The organism is Streptomyces lonarensis, assembly GCF_012033735.1.
In the GTDB taxonomy this organism is placed as follows: Bacteria; Actinomycetota; Actinomycetes; order Streptomycetales; family Streptomycetaceae; genus Streptomyces; species Streptomyces lonarensis.
Genome location: NZ_JAAVJD010000033.1, coordinates 1 through 25,893, shown reverse-complemented (window position 1 = coordinate 25,893; position 25,893 = coordinate 1). Strand labels below are relative to the sequence as shown.

The following is a 25,893-nucleotide window of genomic DNA, read 5'->3' as shown; positions in this document are numbered from 1 at the left end:
AAGCCGCGCGCCACCGGGGAGCCCGTCACCGCCGCCGCCCCCGGCGACGGCGACGCGATGGTCGAGATCCGCGGGGTGGGCGTCACCTTCCGCAGCAAGGGGAGGACCGTCCACGCGCTCAGCGGTATCGACCTCTCCGTGGCGCGCGGCGAGTTCCTCAGCATCGCCGGGCCCTCCGGGTGCGGCAAGTCCACCCTGCTACGGGTCATTGCCGGGCTGACCGACCCCACCGCGGGCGAGGTCACGCTGCGCGGGACCCGGGTCGCGGGCCCCCGCCGCGACGTCGGGTTCGTCTTCCAGCGCGCCGCGCTGCTGGACTGGCGCAACGCCCGGGACAACATCCTGTTCCAGGCCGAGATGCGCGGGTTGCCCCGCGCCTGGTCCCGGAAAAGGGCGGCGGAGCTCATCGAGATGACCGGCCTGTCCGGGTTCGAGACCGCCATGCCGTTCGAGCTCTCGGGCGGCATGCAGCAACGCGTCTCCCTGTGCCGGGCGCTGCTCCACGAGCCGGACGTGCTGCTCATGGACGAGCCCTTCGGAGCGCTCGACGCGCTCACCAGGGAGAACATGAACGTCGAGCTGCGGCGTATCTGGGAGGCCACCGGCATGACCGTGGTGCTGGTGACCCACTCGGTCGCCGAGGCCGTCTACCTGGCGTCGCGGGCGGTGGTGATGGGACCGAGGCCGGGCCGGGTGATCGAGGAGTTCGAGGTCGACCTCCCCGGCCACCGCGCCTACGAGCAGACGCTGGAGAGCCCCGAGTTCCAACGCGTCGGCGCCGCCATCCGCGACCTGCTGGGAGCGGCCGCCGCCGGCGACTGACGCCCCGCGGGCGGTGCTGGGCGCCGCCGCTGTCCCGGGTCTCCGCCGCCGTCCGCCGCGGCCCCGCCTCGCCCGGTCGGGCGGGGCCGCGTCCTGCGGAAACCCGCCGCACACCCCTTGACTCGACGCCGGTCGGGCCCCACAGTGCTGGACCAATACGCGGGCCTAATGCGTATTAGTACCGAGGGGAGCGACCGTGGACGAGGTTCGAGGGCAGACGCGCCGCCGCGTCGCGGCGCCGCGCGCGGGCCGGCCCCGGCAGGCCGAGGTGGCCCAGCTGGCGGGGGTGTCGCAGACGACGGTCTCGCTCGTCCTGGGCGGCAAGGCCGACGACGTCGCGATCTCGGCGGAGACCCGCCGCAAGGTGCTCGGCGCCGCCGAGCGCCTCGGCTACGTCCCCGACCCCGCCGCCAGCCGGCTGGCGGCCGCGCGCAACAACCTGCTCGGCGTCTTCAGCTTCACCGCGACCTTCCCGACCGACGTGCAGCACTCGTACTACCCGTTCCTGGTCGGCGTGGAGCAGGAGGCCGCGGCCCAGGGGTTCGACCTGGTGCTCTTCACCGGTTCCAGCACCGGCGGCGCCCGCGCCGGCGCCCACGCGCTGCACCGGGCCCGCCTCGCCGACGGCTGCCTGGTCCTCGGGCGGCACGCCCCCGCCGACCAGCTGCGGCGGCTGGTGGACGACGGCTTCCCCGTGGTCCACCTCGGCCGCCGGGACGAGCCGGAGGGGCTGGCCTGGGTCGGCGCCGACTACGTGACCGCCGCACGTGCGGTCGTCGGCGACCTGGTGGCCCGCGGCCACCGGGAGGTCGTGCTCGTCTGCGAGGACGACCCCGTGCCGGCCTCGACCGACCGGGAACGCGGCTTCCACGAGGGGCTCCTCGCCGCCGGCGTCCCGACCGGCCCGGAACGGGTGCACCGCTGCGCCGACCCCGAGCGCGACCTCACCCCGGCGCGGCTGCGGGCGTGGCTCGCCGCCGGTGTGACGGCGATCGTCGTCGAGGAGACGGACACCTCGGCCGCCTGGCGCGCCCTCAACACCGCCGTCTCCGACGCCGGCCTCGACTGCCCCCGCGACGTGTCGCTGGCCCTGCTCGGCAGCCCGCCGCCCGATCACGAGGGGCCCGTCCCGACCGGTTTCGACCTCCCCCGCGCCCGGCTGGGAGCCGCGGCCGTCCGGGCCCTCGCCGCGCTCGTCGCCGGCGGCCGCCCGGACGAACCGCTGGTGGAGTGCGCCTTCCGCCCGGGCGCGACCGTCGGCCCACCACCCCGCTGACCCCGCACACCTCTCTCCGGAGGGCTCCGCACCCCGGCACCGAACCCACCGCCTCGCGGCGGTGACGACCGCACACCCAACGGCACAAGGGAGAACACCTCGTGACACCCGAACCCGACATCCTCGTCGTCGGCGGCGGCCTCGGCGGCGTCGCAGCCGCCCTCGCCGCCTGCCGCGCCGGGCGGACCGTCGTGCTCACCGAGGAGACCGACTGGATCGGCGGCCAGCTCACCTCGCAGGCCGTCCCGCCCGACGAGCACCCGTGGGTCGAGCAGTTCGGCACCACCGCCACCTACCGTGCCCTGCGCGAGGGCATCCGCGACCACTACCGGCGCTGGTACCCGCTGCGTGCCGAGGCCGCCGGCCTCACCGGCCTCAACCCCGGCGCGGGACGCGTCAGCAAGCTCTGCCACGAACCGCGCGTCGCCCTCGCCGTGCTGGAGGCGATGATTGCGCCGCACCGGTCCGCCGGCCGCCTCACCGTGCTGACCGACCACGCGCCGCTCGCCGCCACGGCCGACGGCGACCGCGTCACCTCCGTCACCCTGCTCGACCGCCGGGAGGACCGGCGCGTCACCCTCCGCGCCCCCTACGTGATCGACGCGACCGAGACCGGGGAACTCCTCGACCTCGCCGCCGTCGAGCACGGCTCCGGAGCGGAGTCCCGCGCCGAGTTCGACGAGCCGAACGCCCCCGACGAGGCGCAGCCCCTCAACCAGCAGGGCATCACCGTCTGCTTCGCCCTCTCCCACCACGAGGGGGAGGACCACGTGGTCGACCGGCCCGCCGACTACGACTTCTGGCGGGACTACCGTCCGGAGTTCTGGCCCGGCCCGCTGCTGGGCTTCAACGCGCCCGACCCCCGGACACTGGAGCCGGTGCCGCGGACCTTCGTCCCCAATCCCGATGTCGACCCGCTGCAGGTGAGCGCCGACCAGAGCGCCGACGCGGGCGACAAGGAACTGTGGGGGTTCCGCCGCATCCTCGCCCGCCGGCTCCACACCCCCGGCGCCTTCGACTCCGACATCACCCTCGTCAACTGGCCCCTCAACGACTACTGGCTCAAGCCCCTGATCGGCGGCGGGGCGGAGACCACCGCCGCCGCGGTCGCCGAGGCGCGGCAGCTCTCGCTCTCGGTGCTGTACTGGCTGCAGACCGAGGCGCCGCGGGCCGACGGCGGCACCGGCTTCCCCGGGCTCCGCATCCGGCCCGACATCACCGGGACCGCCGACGGTCTCGCCAAGGCGCCGTACGTCCGGGAGGCCCGCCGCATCAAGGCGGTCACCACCGTCACCGAGCAGGACGTCTCCATCGACGTGCTCGGGCCGCACGGCCGGGTGCGCCACCGCGACTCGGTCGGCGTGGGCAGCTACCGGATCGACCTCCACCCCTCCACCGGCGGCGACAACTACATCGACGTGGGCTCGGTCCCGTTCGAGATCCCGCTCGGCGCCCTGCTGCCGCGGCGCGTCCGCAACCTGCTGCCGGCCGGCAAGAACATCGGCACCACCCACATCACCAACGGCTGCTACCGCCTCCACCCCGTCGAGTGGAACATCGGCGAGGTGGCCGGCGCCCTCGCGGCCCACTGCCTGAACGAGAAGCTGGAACCGCACCAGGTGCAGGCGACCGACGAGCGGTTCGGCGACTTCGCACGCCACCTCGACTGCGCCGGAGTCCAGCGCCACTGGCCCGACGTGCGGGGCTACTGACCCGACCGCGCCCCGGGGCGGCGCGCCGCGCCGCCCCGCAGCACCAGGAGGTGCAGACCATGACCACCCCCCGCATCCGCGTCGGCATCGACGTCGGCGGAACCTTCACCGACGCGGTGGCCGTCGACGCGACCACACTGGAACTCCTCGGCCAGGTGAAGGTCCCCACCAGCCACCACCACCCGGACGGCGTCGCCCACGGCATCGTCGAGGCGCTGGAACGGCTCCTGGACGAGATCGACCGGGACCCGGCCGACGTCGCCTTCCTCGCCCACGGCACCACGCAGGCGACCAACGCCCTCCTGGAGGGCGACGTCGCCACCACCGGGCTCATCGGCATCGGCCGCGGTGCCGGCGGGTTCCTGACCCGGCGCCTCGCCGCCCTCGGCCGACTCGAACTGACCCCGGGCAAGAAGTTCCCCCTCCACTACGCGCACGTCGGCGACGCGAGCGACACCGCCGAGGTCACCGCCGCCGTCGACACGCTCGTGGCGGCGGGCTCGGAGGTCCTCGTCGCGACCGAGTCCTTCAGCGTGGACCGGCCCGAGGGGGAACAGGCCGTCCTGGCGGCGGCCGCCGCCCACGGCCTGCCCATGACGGCCGGCCACGCGATCACCTCGCTCTACGGCCTCCACAAACGCACCCGCACCGCCGTGGTCAACGCGGCCATCCTTCCCCGGATGCTGGCCACGGCCGACCTGGTGGACCGCTCCATCACCGGGGCCGGCGTCACCGCCCCCCTGATGGTCATGCGCTGCGACGGCGGGGTGATGTCCCTCGACGAGATGCGGCGCCGACCGCTGCTCACCATCCTCTCCGGCCCCGCCGCCGGCGTCGCGGGCGCGCTGATGCAGGAACGCGTCAGCGAGGGCGTGTTCCTGGAGACCGGCGGCACCTCCACCGACATCAGCGTCGTCCGCCGCGGCAAGGTCGCGGTCCGCCACGCCACCGTCCTGGGCCGCACCACCTACCTCAACGCGCTCGACGTGCGGACCGTCGGCGTCGGCGGCGGCTCCATGGTGCGCGTCGACGGCGGCCGTGTCGTCGGCGTCGGCCCGCGCAGCGCCCACATCGCGGGGCTGCCCTACGCCTGCTTCGCCGCGGTGGAGGAGTTGCGCGACGCCCGGATCACCACGGTCCGCCCCATGCCCGACGACCCGGCCGACCACGTCGTCATCGACGCCGCGGGCGGCCGCTACGCCCTGACCATGACCTGCGCCGCCAATGCGCTCGGCCGCGTCCCCGAGGGCGACTTCGCCCGCTGCGACCCCGACGCGGCACGCGCCGCGCTCGCCCCGCTCGCCGCCCTGCTGGGCACCGATGTCGCGGCGGCCGCCGCCCGCGTGCTGGACGCCGGGACCGAGCAGGTCCGCGGCGTCGTCGACGCGATGGTCGACGACTACCGCCTCGACAAGGACACCGCGGTGCTCGTCGGCGGCGGGGGAGGAGCCGCCGCCGTCACCCCGCACCTGGCCGCCGCCACCGGCCTGGAGGGGCGGATCGCCCGCAACAGCGAGGTGATCAGCCCCATCGGGGTCGCCCTCGCCCTCGTCCGCGAGGAGGTCGAACGCATCGTCCCCGGCGCCGGACAGGAGCAGATCCTCGCCGTGCGCGCCGAGGCGGAGGCCGCCGTCGTGGCACAGGGCGCGGACCCCGGCGGCGTCGAGGTCGAGGTCACCGTGGACCCGCAGACCAGCAAGATCCGCGCGGTCGCCACCGGCGCCACCGAACTGCGCACCCAGGACCGGGCCCACCGCTCCGACGACGGCGAACGGCTCCGCGCCGCGGCCGCCAGCCTCAAGGCGGACCCCGCCGCGGTCGAGGTCCTCGCCGGGACCCCCGCCCACACCGTCTACGGCACCACCGTCCGCCGCCGGATGCGCGCCCCGCGCCACCCCGTGCGCGTCGTCGACGCCGACGGCGTGGTGCGGCTGCACCTGGCGGACGCGCACGTGGCCGCCACCACCGTCGCCGACGCGCCCGGGGCCCTCGCCGAGCTGGTCGCCGAGAAGACCGCCTACGGCGACGGCGGGGTGCGCGCCCCCGCCGTCCGCATGCTGCTCGGCTCCCGCATCGCGGATCTCTCCGGCGTGCTCGACCCCGAACCCCTCCTGGCGCTCGCCCGCGGCGAACTGCGTTCCCGGGGAGGCGCCGAACCCGTCGTCCTCGTCGTGGAGGTGCGGTCGTGACCGCCGTTCCCGCGGAGCTGCCCCGCGGCCGGGAGATCGCCGCCGTCGACGACCTGGACCTCGCCGTCCGGCTGCTGGCGGACACCCCCACCCACGAGGGCCGCGACCCCGAGCTGCTCCGCCGATGGGCCCGCGCCGCGGACGCCTTCGGCTCCACGCTGCCCGCCGGGCCGCCGCCGGAGCGCGTCGAGGAACGCGACGACGGCCTCGACCGCGGGCTGCTCGCCCGCTACCGCTCCCGGCCCGTACCGACGGTGGAGCTGTACACCGACACCCTCGCCGCCGCCGAGCGGCTCGTCCGCCGCTACGGCTGGGAGCACTGGTACCCGCCCGGCTCGCTGCGCGTCGCCGTCCTCGCCCACGAGGCGGTGCACGAACGGCTCCACCACGGCCCCGTACGCGCCGAGTTCCGCCGCGCCCTGGGCCACGAGGTCCTGCGCGTGGGCCGGTTGCGCCGCCTCGGGCACGTCGCGGGCGCCGACGAGGTCGCCGCCCATGCCCACGCCCGTCGGGCGGCCGGTCTCGGGCGCAGCCCGCTGCTGCTGACCGCCGCGCTCGCCGCCGCCGTCGACCACAGAGAGAAGTGACGTCATGGGCGTTGTCATCCTGCTCATCATGGCGGTCGGAGTCGCCGCCATGCTGTCCCGCAAACTGCCCACCGCCTTCGCCCTCGTGGGTATGGCCGTCGCCATCGCCTTCGTGGCCGGCGCCTCCGTCACGGGGGAGGAGAGTGTTCTCGACACCGTGATCCAGGAGGGCGCGCCGGCCCTCGCCTCGACGATGATCGCCGTGCTGCTCGGCTCCTGGCTCGGGAGGCTGCTGGACGAGACCGGCGTCGCCTCGACCATCGTCCGCAAGATCGTCGAGTTCGGTGGCGACCGCCCCACCGTCGTCGCGCTGGGGGTGCTGGGGGTCTCCGCCCTGATCGGCACCGTCACCGGGTCCGCGCCCGCCGCGATGATGGCCGGGATCATCGGCATCCCGGCCATGATCGCCGTGGGCATCCCCAAGGTCACCGCGGCCGGCACCATCCTCATGGGCATCGCCGTCGGCGTCCCCTTCGAGCTGCCCATCTGGCAGTTCTTCTCCACCGCGCTGGACATCCCCGTCCCGCAGGTGCGCTCCTTCATGGTGAAGCTGTTCCCGTTCGCCTTGGCCGCGGGCGTGGCCTACGTGCTGATCGAGTCCCGCCGCCGGGGCGTCGAGCACACCTGGTCGCTGCGGTCCGGCTCCGGCCGCCCGGAGTCCCGCCGGAAGCAGCTCGGGGACGCCCCCTGGTACGCGCTGTTGACCCCGCTGGTGCCGCTGGTGCTCGCGCTGGGGCTGGAGGTGGCGATCATCCCCTCGCTCCTGGCGGGCGTGTTGTTCGGGCTGGTCACCACCACCCGGCCCCGCGAGATGAACAAGCGGCTGCTGCGGACGCTGTACGGCGGGTTCCAGGTGGCGGCGCCGCCGATCGCGCTGTTCATCGCCATCGGCATCCTGCTCGCCGCGGTGCAGCTGCCGGGCGCGGTCACCGCGCTGGAGCCGCTGGTCAAGGCGATCAGCCCGCAGAACCCGGTGGCGTTCGTGGCGGTCTTCACCCTGCTGGTGCCGCTCTGCCTCTACCGCGGCCCGCTGAACGTCTTCGGGCTGGGGGCCGGGATCGCCGGCGTGCTCATCGCCACGCAGATCTACCCCGCCATGGCGGTGCTCGGGCTGGTCGCCTCCTACAACCAGGTGTTCGGGGTCTCCGACCCGACCAGCACGCAGACCGTCTGGAGCTCCCAGTACGCCGGGGTCAGCCCGCAGCAGGTCATGGTGCGCACGCTGCCGTACGTCTGGTTTGTCGCCCTGGGGGGATTCTGCGTCACCGCTGTCACCTATCTCTGACCGCGCGTCTCCCCCCATCCGCCCGCCGTGCCGGCTCCGCCCCGAGCGGAGCCGGCGCCTCGGCCCCCGCCCACCGGTACCCGTCCGACACGACGAACGGAGAGCACGTGAACGAGCCGCAGCACGCAACGACCCGCCCCACCCCGGGGCCGACCGGGGCCGTCCCCCGCAGGCTGTTCCTGCGCGGCGCTGCCGCGGCCGGCACGGCCGTCGCCCTGGGCGGCGGGGTCGCCCGGGCGGAGGGCGGCGCGGCGACTGCCGCGACCGCGAGCGCCCCGGGAGGGTTCCCGGAGTACCGCTACCTCACCACCCTGCTGACGCCCTCGCAGCTCGACTACGACCCGACCGGGGAGATCATCTTCCCCTGCATCCGGGGCACCGCGGGGCGGCTGTCCGGAGCCCTCGGGCGGTACTACCTCTACTACGCGCCGCACGACGCCCCCGGCGGGATCTGCCTCGCGCACGGCGACTCGCTGGAGGGGCCGTTCACCGAGCACCCCGGCAACCCGATCGTCTCGCGCAGCTGGGAACCCCACTACTCCGTCAGCCACGTCTCCTCGCCGCACGTGATGTGGAACGCGGACGTCGGCGAGATGTGGCTCTACTTCCACGGCGAGAACGGCACCACCCGGCTCGCCCGCTCGTCCGACGGCATCGCGTTCGACTACGACGGGGTGGTGCTGGACACCTCCATGCTCCCCTCGGGCACGACGGAGACGTCCTACGCGCGGGTCTTCCCCCACGATCTGCCCGACCGCGGCGCCCGGTACGTCATGGTGTTCATGGTGAACAACGCGAGCGACCACCGCGACATCGGCTGGGGGTGGTCGCCCGACGGCCGCCGGTGGACCTTCGACCAGCAGCCGCTGATCCGCCACTCCGACGTGGGCGCGGTCAACCTCAGCGGTCCCCACCTGCTGACGAGGAACGGCAGCGCCTTCGTGGTGTACCACACCGACCGGGGGAGCGGCGGGAACATCCTCATCACCGAGGTCGGCGGGGACTTTTCCCGCCGGGACCACCTCGGGGTCTTCCACCACTCCCTGGACACCGCCCCCGCGGTGCCCCGTACCGGGGCGCGGTGACGTCGCCGGCTCAGGTGCCGGGGCCCTGCCGGTACCCCTGTCCCGGCTGGCGGGGGTGGCCGTGCGGCGGATGGTGGTGCGGCTCGGCCGCGGTGGCGGGCGAGGCGGGCGAACCGTGGCTGCCGGGGGACGCCGCGTCCACCGGTTCGCCGTCACCGCCCGGGGACGGTTCCGCGCCCGCCCGCAGCTCCTCCTGGCGCGTGGCGAGCATCTGGCGTACGGCGGGCCGGTCGGCGTGGTTCTCCTCGTGGCGCTCCAGCGCGGCCAGCTGCTCGCTGTCCAGGCTCCGGATGCGGTGGAGGAGGGACCCCGCGGGCTGCTGGTCCCAGTCCGGTACGGGCAGGGTGTGGTCGGTCATGCCTCCGGGCTCCTCTCCATCTGAGGTACGTGGTCCGCGTCCGCCGGTCCCCGCGTGGGTGACCGACGCCGCGGTGACGTCTCGGGTTACCCGGTGGCGGCGCGCCAAACGTGCTCGCCGACCGGGCCGGGGCGGGGCGTACTTCTCCGAAACTGCTGTCCTCCCGCCGGAGCGGGCTCTCGCGGGGGTTGCCGTGGAAGACTTGCCACAGGCCGATCGGGCCGGTGGGCCGGGCCCGCCGCCGACGGTTCCACCGGTTCTGCCGCGGCGTCCGCCCCGGTCGGCCGCGCCGCCCCGGGGGGAGTGCCGGCGTGCGTCGGCCGGTCGGGGGGAGCGCGGCCCGGGGCCCGGCGACGTCCACCGGAGCCGGGCCGCCGCGGCCGGTCCTCCCACCTCACGTACCAGGAGATCCACGCATGTCGTTCCAGGCGTACCTCGACACCATCGAGACCAGGACCGGTCTGACCCCGCGGCAGCTCGTCGCGATCGCCGAGGAGAAGGGACTCGACGGGCCCGACACCAAGGCGGGCGCGGTGCTGGAGTGGCTGAAGGCGGACTACGGCCTCGGCCGGGGGCACGGCATGGCTCTGGTCCACGTCCTCAAGAACGGCGCAGCCATCTCCGACAAGCACGTCGGCAGCTCCGGAACGCACCGGGACGACAGCGCCACGCTCTGGCTGGACGGCAAGGCGACCAACCCGGCCACCAAGGGCTGAGGCCCCGCGCCGCGCCCGCCGCGCGTGCGGACCGCTCCGGGGTGCGGGACGGCCGCGCGGCGCGGAGGATGCTGGTGTGGACATCGACCCGATCCAGTCGCAGCTGGGGGAGTGGAGCAGCGTCCGGGCCGACCGGGCGCTGACGATCTATCTCAACGACCACCTGGCCGGCGCCACCGCCGGCACGCGGTTGGCGCGGCGCATCGCCGACCATGCCCCCGACGGGCAGGCCGACCGGCGGGCCGGCGTCGCCCGGGAGATCCGCGAGGACCGGGGCGCGCTGCTGGTCCTCATGCGCTCCCTCCACGTGCCGGTGCACCAGCACCTCCTGTTGCTGGGCGCGGCCGCGGAGACCCTGGGGGTGTTGAAGCCGAACGGCCGCCTCGTCCGCCGGGCCCGCCTCTCGGACCTGGTGGAGCTGGAGGCCATGTACCTGGGGGTCTGCGGCAAGGCGGCCATGTGGCGCACCCTGTCCGGGCTTCCGGGGCTCGCCCGCCACAGCGCGGTCGACCTGCCGTTGCTGATCGCGCGTGCCGCGACGCAGGCCCGGCTGCTGGAGGCGCTCCGCGCGGAGGCGGGCGGCGCGGCCCTCGCGGTGGCGTGACCGGCGGCCGCCCCGCGTGCCGGGTGCCTCCCGCCAGCCACAACGAGACTTGAATCCTTTCATTCACTCGGAATGCTGCCGCCCCCAGACGTGTCACTCGACCGGGCCCGGGGAGTGCCCTTGAGTGCACGGTTCATGGCAACACGGGGCGCGGGAGGTGTTGACAGCCGGTCGGGGCGCCCCTAACTTTCGCGTGTTGAATCGTTTCATGTCATCGAGCGGAAACGGGAGCCTCCTCATGGCAGCCGGACCGGAGGTACGGGCAGCGCTGCGGGCGCAGGCCGTCGAGACGCCGTCGTGGGCGTACGGCAACAGCGGCACCCGCTTCAAGGTGTTCGCCCAGCAGGGAGTGCCGCGCACGCCGCAGGAGAAGATCGACGACGCCTCCCGCGTCCACGCCCACACCGGCGTCACCCCCTCCGTGGCGCTCCACATCCCCTGGGACCGGGTGGACGACTACGCGGCGCTGGCGGAGCACGCCGCCTCGCGCGGGGTGCGGCTGGGCACCGTCAACTCCAACGTCTTCCAGGACGACGACTACCGGCTCGGTTCGGTCACCCACCCCGACGCCGCGGTGCGCCGCAAGGCCCTCGACCACCTGCTGGAATGCGTCGACATCATGGACGCGACCGGCTCGCGGGATCTCAAACTCTGGTTCGCCGACGGCACCAACTACCCGGGCCAGGACGACATCGCGGCCCGCCAAGACCGCCTCGCGGAGGCGCTGCGGGCCGTGTACGCCCGGCTCGGCGAGGACCAGCGCATGCTGCTGGAGTACAAGCTCTTCGAGCCGGCGTTCTACACCACCGACGTGCCGGACTGGGGGACGGCCCACGCGCACTGCCTGCAGCTCGGCCCCCAGGCGCAGGTGGTGGTCGACACCGGACACCACGCGCCGGGCACCAACATCGAGTTCATCGTCGCCTTCCTGCTGCGCGCGGGGAAACTGGGCGGGTTCGACTTCAACTCGCGGTTCTACGCCGACGACGACCTGATGGCCGGCGCCGCCGACCCGTTCCAGCTCTTCCGGATCATGCACGAGGTGATCGGCGGCGGCGGGCTGGGCCCGCAGACGGCGTTCATGCTCGACCAGTGCCACAACATCGAGCCGAAGATCCCCGCGGTGATCCGCTCGGTGATGAACGTCCAGGAGGCCACCGCCAAGGCGCTGCTGGTGGACCGGGCGGCGCTGACCGCGGCGCAGACGGACGGTGACGTGCTGGCCGCCAACGCCGTGCTGATGGACGCCTACCACACCGACGTCCGGCCGCTCCTGGCGGAACTGCGCGAGGAGTGGGGGATCGACCCGGACCCGATGGCGGCCTACCGCCGCTCCGGCTGGGCCGAGCGCACCGTCGCGGAGCGCGTCGGCGGAACCGCCGCCGGCTGGGGCGCCTGACGCGCCGCCGGTCCGGCCCGTTCGCCCGGCGGCCCGGGGCCGGAGCCCCGCTCCGCCCCGCGGTGCCACGGGCCCGCCCGCAGTCCGTCCAGTCCCTTCCGCGCCGCTCGGCGCGCCGACCGTGAGAGAGCCACCGGACACATGACGAGCCACCCCACCGCAGCACCGACCGCCGCCCCCGAACCGCCGCGCCCCGTCGCCGACCTCATCGCCCGCTCCCACCGCCTGGGCGCCGACCCCCGCAACACCAACTACGCCGGGGGCAACACCTCCGCACAGGGCACCGCGACCGACCCCGCGACCGGCCGCGATGTCGAGCTGCTCTGGGTGAAGGGCTCCGGCGGTGACCTCGGCACCCTCACCGCCGACGGCCTGGCCGCCCTGCGGCTGGACCGGCTGCGCGCCCTGGTGGACGTCTACCCGGGCGTCGAGCGCGAGGACGAGATGGTCGCCGCCTTCGACCACTGCCTGCACGGTCGCGGCGGCGCCGCCCCCTCCATCGACACCGCGATGCACGGACTGGTCGAGGCGCCGCACGTCGACCACCTCCACCCGGACTCGGGCATCGCCCTCGCCTGCGCGGCGGACGGCGAGGAACTGACCCGGCGCTGCTTCGGCGACCGGGTGGTCTGGGTGCCCTGGCGGCGCCCCGGCTTCCAGCTCGGTCTGGACATCGCGGCCGTGCGTCGCGACAACCCCGGTGCCATCGGCTGCGTCCTGGGCGGCCACGGCATCACCGCCTGGGGCGACACCAGCGACGCGTGCGAGGCCAACTCCCTGGAGATCATCCGGACCGCCGCCGACTTCCTGACGGAGCACGGCCGCCCCGACCCCTTCGGGGAACCCCTCCCGGGCTACGGCGCGCTGCCCGAGGCGGAGCGCCGCGAGCGGGCCGCCGCCCTCGCGCCGGTCGTCCGGGGCCTCGCCTCGACCGACCGGCCGCAACTCGGCCACTTCGACGACGCCCCCGCCGTGCTCGACTTCCTGGCGCGCGCCGAACACCCGCGCCTGGCGGCGCTCGGCACCTCCTGCCCCGACCACTTCCTGCGCACCAAGGTGCGGCCGCTGGTCCTGGACCGGCCCGCCGACACCCCGCTGCCCGAACTGCTCGACCGGCTCCGGGAACTCCACGCCGCCTACCGGGAGGAGTACCGCGCCTACTACGAGCGGCACGCCGGCCCCGACTCGCCACCGATGCGGGGCGCCGACCCCGCCGTCGTGCTGGTTCCCGGCGTCGGCATGTTCTCTTTCGGCAAGGACGCCCAGACCGCCCGCGTCGCCGGCGAGTTCTACCGCAACGCCGTCAACGTGATGCGGGGCGCGGAGAGCGTCTCCCGGTACGCGCCGATCGAGGAGTCCGAGAAGTTCCGGATCGAGTACTGGGAGCTGGAGGAGGCCAAGCTCCGGCGGATGCCGCCGCCCGCGGCGCTCGCAGGCCGGGTCGCCCTGGTCACCGGCGCCGGCTCCGGGATCGGCCGCGCCATCGCGCACCGCCTCTCCGCCGAGGGCGCCGCCGTGGTGGTGACCGACCGGGACGAGACGGCCGCACGGACCGTGGCGGGTGAACTCGGCGGCCGGGACCGCGCCGTGGCCGTGCCGCTCGACGTCACCGACGAGGAGCAGATCGCCGCCGCCTTCCGAGCGGCCGCGCTCGCCTACGGCGGCGTCGACCTCGTCGTCAACAACGCCGGCCTCTCCGTCAGCAAGCCGCTCGCCGAGACCACCGCCGACGACTGGGACCTGCAGCACCGTGTGATGGCGCGCGGCTCGTTCCTGATCTCGCGCGAGGCGGCCCGGGTGATGACCGCCCAGGGGATCGGCGGCGACCTCGTCTACATCTCCTCCAAGAACGGTGTCTTCGCCGGCCCGAACAACATCGCCTACGGCGCGGCCAAGGCCGACCAGGCCCACCAGGTGCGGCTGCTCGCCGCCGAGCTGGGCGAGCAGGGCATCCGCGTCAACGGCGTCAACCCCGACGGGGTGGTGCGCGGTTCGGGCATCTTCGCCGGCGGCTGGGGGGCGAAGCGCGCCGCGGTCTACGGCGTGCCCGAGTCGGAACTGGGCGCCTTCTACGCGCAGCGCACCCTGCTCAAGCGCGAGGTGCTGCCCGAGCACGTCGCCAACGCCGTCTTCGCGCTCACCGGTGGCGACCTCAGCCACACCACCGGGTTGCACGTCCCCGTGGACGCCGGCGTCGCCGCCGCGTTCCTGCGGTGACCCCGGGCCGGCGGGGCACCCACGGGCGCCCCGCCGGCGCCGCCGACCCGCCCCGACCCGCCCGTCGCCCCTGGGAGCCACCCGTGCCCAGCCACCGCCGCTCCGCCCCGCCCGCACCCGCCGGGCCCGCAGCCGCCGCGCGCCCCGGTGACGACGCGACGTTCGCCGCGGTGGACCTCGGCGCCTCCAGCGGACGGGTGATCCTCGGCCGGTTCCGCCCCGCCGCGGACGGCCCCGCCGCCCTCGACCTGCGCGAGGCGCACCGGTTCCCCAACCGGCCGGTCCGGGTGCGGGGCACCCTGTACTGGGACGTCCTCGACCTCCACCGCGGCGTCCTGGACGGACTCCGCCGGGCCGGCCGCCTCACCGGCGGGGCGGGAATCGCCGGGCTCGGCATCGACGGCTGGGCCGTCGACCACGGCCTGCTCGACCGTGACGGGGAGCTGCTGGCCAACCCCGTGCACTACCGCGACGACCGCGTCGCCGGAACCCGGGAGCAGCTGGAGGCGGTGCTGCCGCCGGCGGAGCTGTACGCCGCCACCGGACTCCAGCACCTGCCCTTCAACACCGTCTACCAGCTGCTCGCGGCCCGGGGCACCCCGGCGTTCCGGGCGGCCCGCCACGTCGTGCTCCTGCCGGACCTGATCAGCTACTGGTTGACCGGACGGCTCGGCACCGAGCTGACCAACGCTTCCACCACCCAGCTCCTGGACCCGCGCACCGGCGACTGGTCGCCTCGCGTCGCCGGGGCGACCGGGCTGGACACCTCGCTGTTCCCGCCGCTGCGCCGGCCCGGGGACCCGGCGGGAGACCTGCTCCCCGAGGTCCTGGCCGCCACCGGACTGCCCGGGCCCGTCCCCGTGACGACCGTCGGTTCCCACGACACCGCCTCCGCCGTGGCTGCCGTTCCCGCCGCCACGCCCCACTTCGGCTACATTGCCACCGGGACCTGGTCGCTGGCGGGTGTCGAACTCGACGCCCCGGTGCTCACCGAGGAGAGCCGACGCGCCAACTTCACCAACGAGTTGGGCGTCGACGCCACCGTCCGCTACCTCCGCAACATCATGGGGCTCTGGCTGCTGGAGGAGTGCCGCCGCAGCTGGGAGGTCGACGGGGCGCCCGCCCCCCTCACCGAGCTGCTGGAGCAGGCGGCCCGGGTGCCGGGCCCCGGCCCCGTCGTGGACGCCGGCGACCCGGCGTTCACCGCCCCCGGCCGGATGCCGGAACGGATCGCCGAGGCGTGCCGCCGCGGCGGGCAGCGTGCACCGCGCGACCGCGCGGAGACGGTGCGGTGCGTCCTCGACTCGCTCGCCCTCGCCCACCGCGAAGCGATCACGGACGCCGAACGGCTGTCGGGCCGCGCGGTCGACGTCGTCCACGTGGTCGGCGGCGGCGCCCGCAACGAGCTGCTCTGCCGCCTCACCGCCGACGCGTGCGGCCGCCCCGTCGTGGCGGGGCCCGCCGAGGCGGCGGCTGTCGGTAACCTCCTCTGCCAGGCCCGGACCGCCGGCCTCGTCCCCGGGGGGCCGGACGCGGGGCGCGCACTGCTGCGCCGCGCGCTGCCACTGGTGCGGTACGAACCCCGCGGCGACACGGCGGAATGGCAGCGTGCGGCCGAACGCGCCGCACAGACCCGGAAGGAGCGGTGATGCGCGTCGCGCTCTTCGTGACCTGTGTCAACGACACCCTGTACCCCGGCACCGGGCGCGCCGTGGTGCGGCTGCTGCGCCGCCTCGGTGTGGACGTCGAGTTCCCGCAGGCCCAGAGCTGCTGCGGCCAGCCGCAGTTCAACACCGGCTACCGCCGCGAGGCTGAACCGCTCGCGCTGCGCCACGCGCGCGCCTTCGCCGGGTACGACCATGTCGTGACCCCCTCTGCGTCGTGCGCCGCGATGGTGCGCGACAACTACCCCCGGATGCGGCGGCGCGCACTGGACGAGGGGCGGCCCGGCGCGGCGGCAGCGCTGGCCGACGCGGTCGACGCGGCGGGCCGCACCGTGGAACTCACCGAGTTCCTCGTGGACGTCCTCGGTGTCACCGACGTCGGCGCGTGGTTCCCGCACTCCGTGACCTACCACCCGACCTGCCACGGGCTGCGGATGCTGGGCCTCGGCGACCGACCGCGCCGGCTGCTCGCAGCCGTCGAGGGACTGGAGCTGCGGGAACTGCCGGGCGCCGAGGAGTGCTGCGGCTTCGGCGGCACCTTCGCCGTCAAGAACGCCGCGGTCTCGGCGTCGATGGGGACGGACAAGGCGGCCGCCGTCACCGCGACCGGCGCCGAGGCGCTCTGCGCCCTGGACAACTCCTGTCTGATGCACATCGGCGGCACCCTCACCCGTACCGGAGCGCCCACCCGCCCGCTCCACCTGGCGGAGATCCTCGCCGCCACCCGCGCCGAGCCCCACCCCCTGGAGACACCGTGAACCCCGTCCACCTGGGGATGCCGGCCTTTCCCCGCGGCGCGGAGGCCGCCCTCGGTGACGCGACGCTGCGCGGCAACCTCCGCCACGCGACCCGCACCATCCGCGACAAGCGCGCCCGGGCCGTCGCGGAGCTGTCGGACTGGGCGGAACTGCGGTCGGCGGGTGCCGCCCTCAAGGACCGGACGCTCCGCCACCTCGACACCTACCTGAAGCAGGCCGAGACGGCGATCACCGCCGCCGGCGGGCAGGTCCACTGGGCCGCGGACGCCGCGGCGGCCAACGGGATCGTCACCGGGCTGGTCCGCCGGACCGGCGCCGACGAGGTGGTCAAGGTCAAGTCGATGGCCACCCAGGAGATCGAACTCAACGAGGCGCTGGAGGCGGCGGGGATCGCGGCCCACGAGACGGACCTCGCGGAACTCATCGTGCAGCTCGGCGACGACCGGCCCTCCCACCTCCTCGTGCCGGCGATCCACCGCAACCGCTCGGAGATCCGCGACATCTTCCGCGCGCGGATGGCCGACCGGGGCCGCCCGGCCCCGGAGGAGCTGACGGACGACCCCCGCGCGCTCGCCGAGGCCGCCCGGTTGCACCTGCGGGAGAAGTTCCTGCGGGCGCGGGTCGCCGTCTCGGGCGCCAACTTCCTGGTCGCCGAGACCGGCACCCTCGTCGTCGTCGAGTCCGAGGGCAACGGCCGGATGTGCCTGACGCTGCCGGACACCCTGATCTCCGTCGTCGGTATCGAGAAGGTGGTGCCCACCTGGCGGGACCTGGAGGTCTTCCTCCAGACGCTGCCCCGCTCCTCGACCGCCGAGCGGATGAACCCGTACACCTCGACCTGGACGGGAGTCACCCCGGGGGACGGCCCGCAGAGCTGCCACGTGGTGCTCCTGGACAACGGCCGCAGCGACACGCTCGCGGACACCGTCGGCCGGCAGGCGCTGCGGTGCATCCGCTGCTCGGCCTGTCTCAACGTCTGCCCCGTCTACGAGCGGGCGGGCGGCCACGCCTACGGGTCCGCGTACCCCGGCCCCATCGGTGCGATCCTCACCCCGCAACTGCGCGGCACCACCGGGGAGCTGGACGCCTCGCTGCCGTTCGCCTCCTCCCTCTGCGGGGCGTGCCACGAGGTCTGCCCCGTGGCGATCGACATCCCCGAGGTCCTCGTCCACCTGCGGGAACGCGTGGTGCAGGGCGGGCCGGTGACCCTCGGCGGGAGCCGCTTCCACCAGCGCCCGGCCCCGGGCCACCGGGCGGAACGGACGGCGATGCGCGCCGCCCGCCTGCTGCTGGACCGCCCCGCCCTCCTCGCGCGGGCCCAGGCGGCCGCGGGCCGGGCGCGGAACCACCTGCCGCGACGGCTGCCCGGCGCCGGGCGCGCCTGGACCGACAGCCGCGACCTGCCGGTGGTCCCCGAACGCAGCTTCCGCAGCTGGTGGCAGGAGCAGCACGGGGCCGCTGCCCCGGCTTCGGCGGCCACACCTGCACCCGCCCCGGCCCCCGCCGCCGATGGCCCGGCGCTCGCCGTCGATGCCGCCGGCCCGCCCACCACCATCCGGCCCGCCACCTCCCCGCCCGCCGCGTCCCCACCCGCCGAGGCCGGGGCCCGGGCCGCCGAGCCGGTCGGCTCCCGGGAAGGGACGGGCGACCGCACCCTGGTCCTCACCCGGCTCCGCGCCGCGCTGCGCGACGTCCCCCGGCACGAACGGCCGCAGGACGTCCCCGTCGTGCGCGACTACCGGCGGAGCCACCGGCCCGGCACCGCGCACGACGCCGTGGAACTCCTCGCCGCCAACCTCGCCGACTACCGCGCACACGTCCACCGCTGCACCCCCGCCGACCTGCCGGAGACCATCGCCGGGCTGCTGCGCCGCCGGGGCACCGAGGTGGCGCTCGCCCCGCCGTCGCTGCCCGCGTCGTGGCGGACCGAGGGGGTGCGCTGGCTGACGGAGGACGTGCCGCTTGCGGAGCTCGCCACCGCCGACAGTGTCGTCACCGGCTGCGCCGTCGCCGTGGCCGAGACCGGCACCCTCGTCCTGGACGGCGGCCCCGCTCAGGGCCTGCGCCGGACGAGCCTCGTCCCCGACCACCACGTCTGCGTGGTGCACGCCCCCGACCAGGTGGTGGACTCGGTGCCCGAGGTGCTGGAGCGGTTGGACCCCGCCCGTCCGCTGACCTGGATCTCCGGCCCGTCCGCCACCAGCGACATCGAACTGGACCGCGTCGAGGGGGTCCACGGCCCGCGTACGCTGGAGGTCGTCCTGGTGGACCGCGGGCCGGCGTTGTCCGGCCGCGGGTGACCGGGGCCGGACGGCCCGGACGACGGCCCGGCCGGAGCGGCGGCGAGGACGAGGGCGGGACGATGACACGTCGGGACGCGGCGGCGGTCGGCATCAAGGACGTGGCGCGGGAGGCGGGTGTCTCGGTCGGCACGGTCTCCAACGTCCTGAACCGGCCCGACACCGTCTCCCCGGACACGCGCCGACGGGTGCTCACCACCATTGAGGTGCTCGGCTACGTGCGCAGCGAGACCGCCCGTCAGCTGAGGTCGGGCAGCAGCCGGATGGTCGCGGTCCTCGTCCTGGACCTCGCCAACCCGTTCTTCGCCGGGGTGGCCAAGGGGGCGGAGCGGGCCGCCTCGGAGGTCGGCCTGCGCACCATGGTGTGCAGCAGCGCGGAGAGCGCCGTCGAGGAGGCCGACTACCTGGCGCTCTTCGCCGAGCAGCGGGTCCGGGGTGTGCTGGTGACGCCCGCCGACAGTTCCGGGGGCAACCTGGAGCGGTTCCGGCGCCACGGCATCCCGTACGTGTACGTCGACCGCGAACTGCCGCCGGACCAGGGGTGCTCGGTCGCCGTGGACGACGTCACCGGCGGCGCCCTCGCCGTGCGCCACCTGCTCGCCGCGGGGCACCGCCGGGTCACCTGGGTCAGCGGGCCGCCGCACCTGCCGCAGTGCCAGGACCGCCGCGCGGGGGCGCTCGCCGCCCTCACCGAGGCGGGGCTGCCGGCGTCCGCGCTGACCTCGCTCGCCACCGAGCGGCTCGACGTGGCGTCCGGCGCGGACGCCGGGGCCCGGCTGCTCGGGCTGCCCACGCTGCCGTCCGCGGTGTTCTGCGCCAACGACCTGCTGGCCCTCGGCGTCCTGCAGACCCTGGTCACCGCCGGTGTGCGGGTCCCGGACGAGGTCGCCCTCGTCGGGTACGACGACATCGAGTTCGCCGCCGCGGCGGCCGTGCCGCTCACCTCGGTGCGGCAGCCCGCCGAGGAGCTGGGCCGCGTCGCGGTGCGGTTGCTGGCGGAGGAGGCGGGAGCCGCCGAAGCCCGGCCGGAGGACCACCACCACCGGGCGGTGGTCCTCCGGCCGGAACTCGTCGTGCGGCGGTCCTCCCGGGCACCGCGCCCCGGCTGACGCGGCGGGCGCGCTCAGACCACCTGCACCCGGTGCCGGACGACGGCGTCGAAGAGGTAGCCCTGGGTGTTGTGCACCGACTCCGCCGGCTGCGTGCGCCCGGCGGAGTCGGTCGCCCGCGCGAGGAGGTCGACCGGGCCGCGCCGGGCGGGGCGCCACGGCAACTCCCAGCGGACCCAGGCGTCACGCCGCGGTGAGTCACGCAGCGGTGCCCGCTGCCAGCGCGCCCCGCCGTCGGTGCTGACCTCCACGCTCCGCACCGTCCCCAGCCCGGACCAGGAACGGCCGTGCAACCGGTGGGTCCGACCGGCGCGTACCTCGATGTCGCGCGCCAGCTCGAAGGCGCTCTTGACGGTCTGCCGCGTCAGCGGGGCGCTGCCGCCCTCGGGGTGCCGCGGCCCGAAGAGGCGGTACAGCTCCGTGTTCCACGGCGAATGGAGCGCCGTGTCCGAGACCTCGATGTCGCCCACCCACTTGACGGAGGAGATCCCGACCCACGAGGGCACCACCACCCGCACCGGGCCGCCGTGGTCCGGTGGCAGCGGCTCGCCGTTCATCTCGTAGGCCAGGAGGACGTCGTCGAGGGCCTTGGCGAGGGGCAGCGGACGGCGCACCCGGCCCAACTCCACCCCGCCGCTGGTCACGGGGGCATCCAGCCCCCGCGGCATCACGTCCACCGCCCGCGAGGTGACCCCCGCCCGATGCAGCACGTCCGCCAGCCGGACGCCGCGCCAGCGGGCCAGGCCGATCGCGCCCAACCCCCAGTCCGTGCCGGACACCTCCTGCCCCTGCTGCCAGGCGTAGAAGCCGCGGCCGTTGCCCGCGCACTCGACCAGCACCGCGCGCTCCACCGCCGGGAGGCGGCGCAACTCCCGCAGACCGAACACGACGGCGTTCTCCGGCGACGGTGCGCCGCGCAGCCCGCTGCCCCAGACGCGGAGTCGCCAGGCCGAGGGGTCGATCAGCGGCGTCGCGGTGTGGTTGCGGACGAAGAAGTGGCTGTTCGGGGTGGTGAAGCCGCTGCCTCGCAGCGCCTCCCACCGGGTCTCGGCGTTGGTGCCGAGCACCCGGTAGTGCTCCGGCGGCAGCGGTTTGACGACCGTGGCGAGCCCGGCCGCCGGGCCCGCCGGTGCGGCGGCGGCGCGGTCCGTCCCGGTCAGCAGTGCGGTCGGCGCGGCGGCGAGCAGACCGAGCAGCGCGCGCCGCGACACCCCGTCGGCGCGGGCCGCACCGTCGAGGAACCGCGCGGCACGATCGCGGTCGTACGCCGCCTCGTCGTCGTGGGGAAGGGGAGAACGGGACACGGGGCCTGCTTTCGTCGGGACGGCCGACGCGCCTCGCCCGCGGCGCACCACCGCCCCTGGGGGCAGCGGGGCGCTGCACGGCGGGGCGGGGCACGCGACAGGCGTCGGTCGACCGCGGGGAGAGGCGGGGGAGGACGCGGTGGCGACGTCATCCGGCGTCGCCGGGCCCGGGCGGGAGCGCCACCGCCGGGAGGAGGCGTGCGCCGGAACGGAACCGGGCCAGGGAGCGGGATCAGCGGCAGCCGGGACAACAGGAGCGACAGCAGCGGCTCGCGGCGGCGCGGTGGGACGCGGCGGCGGGGACGGCCGAGAAGGCCGGTCGGCTGGCGGTCACGAAGAACATCGTAGGGGCGGCGACCCCGGCACGTCCGCCGGGATTCGGCCATCGGGAGCACGCCCGCGGCGGTGGCACGGCGTGGCCATCGCACGCACGACGGTGGCGGGACGCCCCGAAAGGGCGTCCCGCCACCGTCGTTGCCCGCGCGGCCGGCGGGCATGGTTCCTGCGGGCGGGTGGGCTAGCGCCGCGCCACGCGGCGACCCGAGGACGCCACGGAGCTCTGCACCCCGGACGCCCGGTGCCGCAGACGTGACAGGCCGTTGGTGAGGCCTCCCCGGATGCGGTCCAAGCGGCCACTCACCCGCAGCCGCTTGCTGCCGGTCAGCTTGCCTACGGTTTCCTTGGCGTGCCCCGTGAGACGGCGGCTGGTTCCTGCGACGCTCATGTCGACCTCCCGGAGACTGCGTTCCCGGGCCGGTGTCCCCACCGACCCGGAGGGCTCGTCCCCTCGTCCGTCACTCGTTCGTCGGGGCGCCTGCCCAGGCTGACTCCCGTCATGCCCGGCGTGCCGGCCCGGAGTTGCGCGGCAGGCCGGGCACGCGCCGGAGTGCGCGCCGCGTGCCCGGCCTGTCGTCAGGCGGGGCGGACCATGACCGCGGCACCCGACAGCGGGCCGCTGTCGGGCTCGGCCGCCGCGGCGAAGCCGAACCGCTCGTACAGCCGGCGGCTGGCCGGCGTCGTCGCCTCCAGCACCGCCGGGCGCCCGGAGTCGTCCACGATCGCCAGCCGGTGGGTGAGCAGCGCCCGGCCGACGCCCAGTCCCCGCGCCGCGGCGCGGGTGCCGATGTCCTCCAGGTGCCAGTGCGGCTCCTCCGGGACGTGGGGGCGCAGCGCGCGGTTGTACCGGCCCAGCAGCAGCACCCCGCGCGGGCCCAGCGCCGCCAGCGCGCTGCCGAGCGCGGCGAGCGCCCCGACCGGTCCCGCGCCGCCCTCGGGAGCGCGCCAGACCGCGACCCCGAGGATCTCCCCGCCGCCCGCGTCGTCCCGGGCGATGTCGACGTTGGCCGGGCCGGCCGCCCGGACGGCGCCGCGGAACATGCCGCGCAGCCGCTGTTCGCGGCGGGACGCCGTCGGCGGGACGAAGCGTGCGATGACCGGGTCGGCCGCGAACGCCTCGGCGAGCACGGCGGCGGCCTCCTCGGTGTCGTCCGCCGTCGCGGTCTCGATCCGGACCATGGGGGAGCCTCCTCGGTGCGATGCGACGGCGGTACCGGCGGGTTCACGGCCCGGTTCCCGCTGGTCGGGGCGGGGACGCGGCGGTCGTCGTCTGCCTCGCAACCTAACTTGGCCAGGTGGCCAGGTCAAGCGACCTGGCCACCTGGCCAGAACTGGGTACGCTGGCCCCATGGAGAGCGCCGGGACCGCGCGGTCCCCCCGGAAGAACCTGCCGGTCGAAGCCCGCCGCGAGCTGCTGACGCAGGCCGCGCTGCGGGTCATGAAGCGCGACGGCGTCGGCGCCGCCACCACCCGCGCCATCTGCGCCGAGGCCGGCATGCCGCACGGCGCGTTCCACTACTGCTTCCGCTCCAAGCGCGAGCTGTACGCGGCGCTGCTCACCACCGACATCGACGTCGACCTGAGCGCGGTCTGGCCCGAGGTGGACCCCGGGGCGCCGCCCGCCGACAACCTCCGCACGCTCTTCCGCGCCTACTGGGAGACCGTCGTGGCGGACCCCGACGCCCAACGGGTCCTCACCGACCTGACCGGGCTGGCGCTCCGCGAGCCCGAGCTGAGCGGGTTGCCCGCCTGGGAACACCGCAGCTACCTGGAACGCACCGCGGAGAACCTGGACCGCTTCGCCGCCGAGGCGCACGTCGAGTACGCGCGCGGGACCGCGGAGATGGCCGAGATGGTGCTCACCGTCTTCAGCGGGGCAACCACCCTCTGGCTGTCCCATCGGGACGACGACGCCGCCCGCGAGACACTCGACCGCTACGCCGTGCTCCTCGCCGGCCTGGTGCGGCCCCGGAGCTGACGGCCTGCCCGCCGCGGCACGGCGGCAGCACGGCAGAGGCGGTCGGCGGGCCGTCCGCCCCGCCGCACCGCCCCCACCGGTTCAGGGGTTCAGCGGTCCGCGTCGACCGCCAGCAGCTCGCGGAGGGCCGCGACGACGGCGCCGGGGTCCTCCTCCGCCATGAAGTGCCCGCAGGCGACCGTCCGGTGCCGCAACCGCGGGGCCCACGCCTCCCACAGCGCCCGCGCGTCGTAACCGAGCGCGGCGCCCCAGTCCTGCTGCAGCACCGAGACGGGCATGGTGAGCCGCCGGCCCGTCGCCCGGTCCTCCCGGTCGTGCCGCAGGTCCACCCCCGCCGACGCCCGGAAGTCGGCCACCACCGACGGCACCGCAGCCCGCGAGGCCGCCAGGTAGTGCTCGCGCACCTCGGGCGGCAGCGCCGACCCCTCCCGCGCCCAGGCATCCAGGAACCAGCCGAAGAAGGAGTCCCCGGCGGCCTCGATCATCCGCTCCGGCAGCCCGGGGGGCTGGGCCATCAGGTACAGGTGGAAGGCGACCGCCGCGTCCGCGCCGCGCAGCGCCTCCCACATGTCCACGGTCGGCAGCACGTCCAGACAGGCGAGGTGCGACACGGCCTCCGGGTGGTCCAGCCCCGCCCGGAACGCCACCAGCGCGCCCCGGTCGTGGCCGGCGAGCGCGAACCGCTCGTGTCCCAGCGCGGCGGCCAGCCGCACGACGTCCCGCGCCATGGTGCGCTTGGAGTAGGTGTCCTCGTCCACCGCCGCCGGCTTGCCGCTCGCCCCGTAACCGCGGAGGTCGGGGCAGAGCACCGTGTGGTCCGCGGCGAGTTCCGCGGCGACGTGGCGCCACATCAGACGGGTCTGCGGGAACCCGTGCAGCAGCACCAGCGGCGGCCCCGAGCCGCCCACCGAGACGTCGAGCGCCACGCCGTCGTCGACGCGGACGCGTCGGGTGGCGAAGCCGGGTACGGGCTGTGTCATGGTGTGCCTCTTCCGAACAGTCGGAGCCGCCGCGGTGCCGGGCGGCCGGTGGTCCCACCCTGCGGGCCGCGGATGAGCAACCGATGAGCGAACGCGGTCCGCGCCGCGCGCGGGCAGGAGTCGACGATGCCGGTGTCCTTCGGTGTACTGGGCCCGGTCATCGCCCAGGCGGCGGACGGTGCGCCGCTGGCGCTGCGCGGACCGCGGCACCGCGCCGTGCTGGCGCGGCTGGTGGTGGCGCGCCGGCACGTGGTCCCCGTCGACCGGCTGGTCGCGGACCTCTGGGGAGAGGAGCCGCCGGCGGACGGCGCAGGCGCCGTCCGCACCTTCGTCGCGGCGCTGCGCCGCGCGCTGGAGCCGGACCGCCCGCCGCGCGCCCGCCCGCAGCTCCTGGTGACGGAGGGCCCCGGCTACGCGCTGCGACCCGCGCCGGAGGCGGTGGACGCCTGGCGGTTCGAGGCCGCTCTCGCCGCCGACCCGCACGGGGAGGCGCCGCCCGCGACGGCGGCACGGCTCTCCGCAGCCCTCGGCCTGTGGCGCGGCCCCGCCCTGGCGGAGCTCGGTGACGCGGCCTGGGTGCGCGCCGAACGCGGGCGGCTGACCGAGCTGCGGCTGCACGCGGTGGAACGGCTCGCGGCGGCGCACCTCGCCGCCGGTGCGGCAGAACGGGCCGCCGCCGACCTCGACGCGCACGTCACGGCGCAGCCGTGGCGCGAGGAGGGCTGGCGGCTGCTCGCACTGTCGCTGTACCGCGTCGGCCGCCAGGGCGACGCCCTCGCCGTGGTGCGGCGGGCCCGCACGACGCTCCGCGACGATCTGGGTCTCGACCCCGGCCCGCGGCTGCGCCGCCTGGAGGAGGACGTGCTGCGGCAGGCGCCCCACCTGGACCCGGACCGCGCCGACCCGGCCGACCAGGTGTGGGAGAGCGCCCGCGCCGCCTACGACACCGAGGTGCGGGCGGGCTCCCGCGCCCGGCTGGAGTCCACGGCGGGGCTGGTGCGCGATCTCGCGGTCACCGGCGGGGGAGGGCTGGCGCAGGCCCGCCGCCACCGGTTGGCCGCCGTGCAGGCGGCGGAACGGCTGGGCGACCCGGAGCTGACCGCGCGGGTCATCGGCGTGCACGACGTCCCGGCGGTGTGGACCCGGTCGGACGACGAGCAGCAGGCGGCCGCGACGGTCGCGGCGGCGCGCCGCACCCTGGACCGGCTGCCGCC

General features: G+C 75.6%; 22 protein-coding genes and 1 pseudogene. 18 read left to right on the top strand and 5 right to left on the bottom strand.

Annotated features, from left to right (window positions below):
• The first annotated feature begins 57 nt into the window (after positions 1-57).
• From HCN56_RS07075 to HCN56_RS07045, 7 genes are all read left to right on the top strand, one after another.
• The gene (locus tag HCN56_RS07075) at positions 58-822 is read left to right on the top strand and encodes an ABC transporter ATP-binding protein (protein ID WP_167968634.1); all 765 of its coding nucleotides are present in this window, start codon (positions 58-60) and stop codon (positions 820-822) included.
• A 268-nt stretch (positions 823-1,090) separates the two neighbouring features.
• Entirely contained in the window at positions 1,091-2,098 is a 1,008-nt protein-coding gene (locus HCN56_RS07070) for a LacI family DNA-binding transcriptional regulator (protein ID WP_167968633.1), read from the top strand.
• Positions 2,099-2,199: 101 nt separating this feature from the next.
• Positions 2,200-3,810 carry an FAD-dependent oxidoreductase gene (locus tag HCN56_RS07065; RefSeq protein ID WP_167968626.1) on the top strand — a complete coding sequence of 537 codons (1,611 nt, stop codon included), beginning with the start codon at positions 2,200-2,202 and terminating at the stop codon, positions 3,808-3,810.
• A gap of 59 nt (positions 3,811-3,869) precedes the next feature.
• Positions 3,870-5,999: a hydantoinase/oxoprolinase family protein gene (locus HCN56_RS07060; RefSeq protein ID WP_167968625.1), complete on the top strand. Its 2,130-nt coding sequence runs from the start codon at positions 3,870-3,872 to the stop codon at positions 5,997-5,999.
• Complete coding sequence (locus HCN56_RS07055; RefSeq protein WP_167968624.1) at positions 5,996-6,586, top strand: hypothetical protein; 591 nt, start codon at positions 5,996-5,998, stop codon at positions 6,584-6,586. Before HCN56_RS07060 ends, HCN56_RS07055 begins: the two co-directional genes overlap by 4 nt.
• 4 nt (positions 6,587-6,590) lie before the next feature.
• Positions 6,591-7,871, top strand: a complete 1,281-nt coding sequence (locus HCN56_RS07050; protein WP_167968623.1) for a TRAP transporter large permease subunit — start codon at positions 6,591-6,593, stop codon at positions 7,869-7,871.
• 107 nt (positions 7,872-7,978) lie between these two features.
• Positions 7,979-8,956: a hypothetical protein gene (locus tag HCN56_RS07045; protein ID WP_312871094.1), complete on the top strand. Its 978-nt coding sequence runs from the start codon at positions 7,979-7,981 to the stop codon at positions 8,954-8,956.
• Positions 8,957-8,966: 10 nt separating this feature from the next.
• Here the strand turns inward: HCN56_RS07045 and HCN56_RS07040 are convergent, their stop codons facing one another.
• Entirely contained in the window at positions 8,967-9,314 is a 348-nt protein-coding gene (locus tag HCN56_RS07040; protein ID WP_167968622.1) for a DUF8129 domain-containing protein, read from the bottom strand.
• A gap of 416 nt (positions 9,315-9,730) precedes the next feature.
• On the opposite strand from HCN56_RS07040, the gene HCN56_RS07035 reads away from it, so the two are divergent.
• The 9 genes and pseudogenes from HCN56_RS07035 (at position 9,731) to HCN56_RS07000 (ending at position 20,081) form a co-directional block, all read left to right on the top strand.
• Positions 9,731-10,030 carry a DUF4287 domain-containing protein gene (locus tag HCN56_RS07035; protein ID WP_167968621.1) on the top strand — a complete coding sequence of 100 codons (300 nt, stop codon included), beginning with the start codon at positions 9,731-9,733 and terminating at the stop codon, positions 10,028-10,030.
• A 76-nt stretch (positions 10,031-10,106) separates the two neighbouring features.
• Positions 10,107-10,634 carry a hypothetical protein gene (locus HCN56_RS07030; protein ID WP_312871093.1) on the top strand — a complete coding sequence of 176 codons (528 nt, stop codon included), beginning with the start codon at positions 10,107-10,109 and terminating at the stop codon, positions 10,632-10,634.
• A gap of 238 nt (positions 10,635-10,872) precedes the next feature.
• Positions 10,873-12,033 (top strand): L-rhamnose isomerase, encoded by a 1,161-nt coding sequence (gene rhaI / locus HCN56_RS07025; protein ID WP_167968620.1) that lies wholly within the window; start codon positions 10,873-10,875, stop codon positions 12,031-12,033.
• A 141-nt stretch (positions 12,034-12,174) separates the two neighbouring features.
• A complete protein-coding gene (locus HCN56_RS07020; RefSeq protein ID WP_167968619.1) occupies positions 12,175-14,250 on the top strand; it encodes a bifunctional aldolase/short-chain dehydrogenase in 2,076 nt (691 codons plus the stop codon).
• A gap of 170 nt (positions 14,251-14,420) precedes the next feature.
• Complete coding sequence (locus HCN56_RS07015) at positions 14,421-15,899, top strand: rhamnulokinase (protein ID WP_312871098.1); 1,479 nt, start codon at positions 14,421-14,423, stop codon at positions 15,897-15,899.
• A complete protein-coding gene (locus HCN56_RS07010) occupies positions 15,899-16,672 on the top strand; it encodes a (Fe-S)-binding protein (protein ID WP_167968617.1) in 774 nt (257 codons plus the stop codon). The genes HCN56_RS07015 and HCN56_RS07010 overlap by 1 nt, the downstream gene beginning before the upstream one ends.
• Before the next feature lie 17 nt (positions 16,673-16,689).
• Positions 16,690-18,126, top strand: a pseudogene (locus HCN56_RS26255) (lactate utilization protein B); the annotation flags it as partial.
• Between the two features lie 273 nt (positions 18,127-18,399).
• A complete protein-coding gene (locus tag HCN56_RS26250; protein ID WP_312871097.1) occupies positions 18,400-18,972 on the top strand; it encodes a LutC/YkgG family protein in 573 nt (190 codons plus the stop codon).
• A 62-nt stretch (positions 18,973-19,034) separates the two neighbouring features.
• Complete coding sequence (locus HCN56_RS07000; protein ID WP_167968616.1) at positions 19,035-20,081, top strand: LacI family DNA-binding transcriptional regulator; 1,047 nt, start codon at positions 19,035-19,037, stop codon at positions 20,079-20,081.
• A 14-nt stretch (positions 20,082-20,095) separates the two neighbouring features.
• Here the strand turns inward: HCN56_RS07000 and HCN56_RS06995 are convergent, their stop codons facing one another.
• The 3 genes from HCN56_RS06995 to HCN56_RS06985 all read right to left on the bottom strand — a co-directional run bounded on the left by HCN56_RS06995 (position 20,096) and on the right by HCN56_RS06985 (position 22,900).
• Positions 20,096-21,385, bottom strand: coding sequence for a sulfite oxidase (locus tag HCN56_RS06995; RefSeq protein WP_167968615.1), 1,290 nt, complete (start codon positions 21,383-21,385; stop codon positions 20,096-20,098).
• A gap of 517 nt (positions 21,386-21,902) precedes the next feature.
• Positions 21,903-22,109, bottom strand: a complete 207-nt coding sequence (locus HCN56_RS06990) for a CsbD family protein (RefSeq protein WP_167968614.1) — start codon at positions 22,107-22,109, stop codon at positions 21,903-21,905.
• Between the two features lie 188 nt (positions 22,110-22,297).
• Entirely contained in the window at positions 22,298-22,900 is a 603-nt protein-coding gene (locus tag HCN56_RS06985) for a GNAT family N-acetyltransferase (RefSeq protein ID WP_167968613.1), read from the bottom strand.
• Positions 22,901-23,069: 169 nt separating this feature from the next.
• Here HCN56_RS06985 and HCN56_RS06980 point away from each other — a divergent pair, with 169 nt between their 5' ends.
• Positions 23,070-23,699, top strand: a complete 630-nt coding sequence (locus HCN56_RS06980) for a TetR/AcrR family transcriptional regulator (protein ID WP_167968612.1) — start codon at positions 23,070-23,072, stop codon at positions 23,697-23,699.
• An 89-nt stretch (positions 23,700-23,788) separates the two neighbouring features.
• Here HCN56_RS06980 and HCN56_RS06975 read toward each other — a convergent pair whose 3' ends face one another.
• Positions 23,789-24,679: an alpha/beta fold hydrolase gene (locus tag HCN56_RS06975; protein ID WP_167968611.1), complete on the bottom strand. Its 891-nt coding sequence runs from the start codon at positions 24,677-24,679 to the stop codon at positions 23,789-23,791.
• A gap of 126 nt (positions 24,680-24,805) precedes the next feature.
• Here HCN56_RS06975 and HCN56_RS06970 point away from each other — a divergent pair.
• Positions 24,806-25,893: AfsR/SARP family transcriptional regulator (locus HCN56_RS06970; protein ID WP_209312444.1), on the top strand; the 1,088-nt coding region annotated here is incomplete at its 3' end.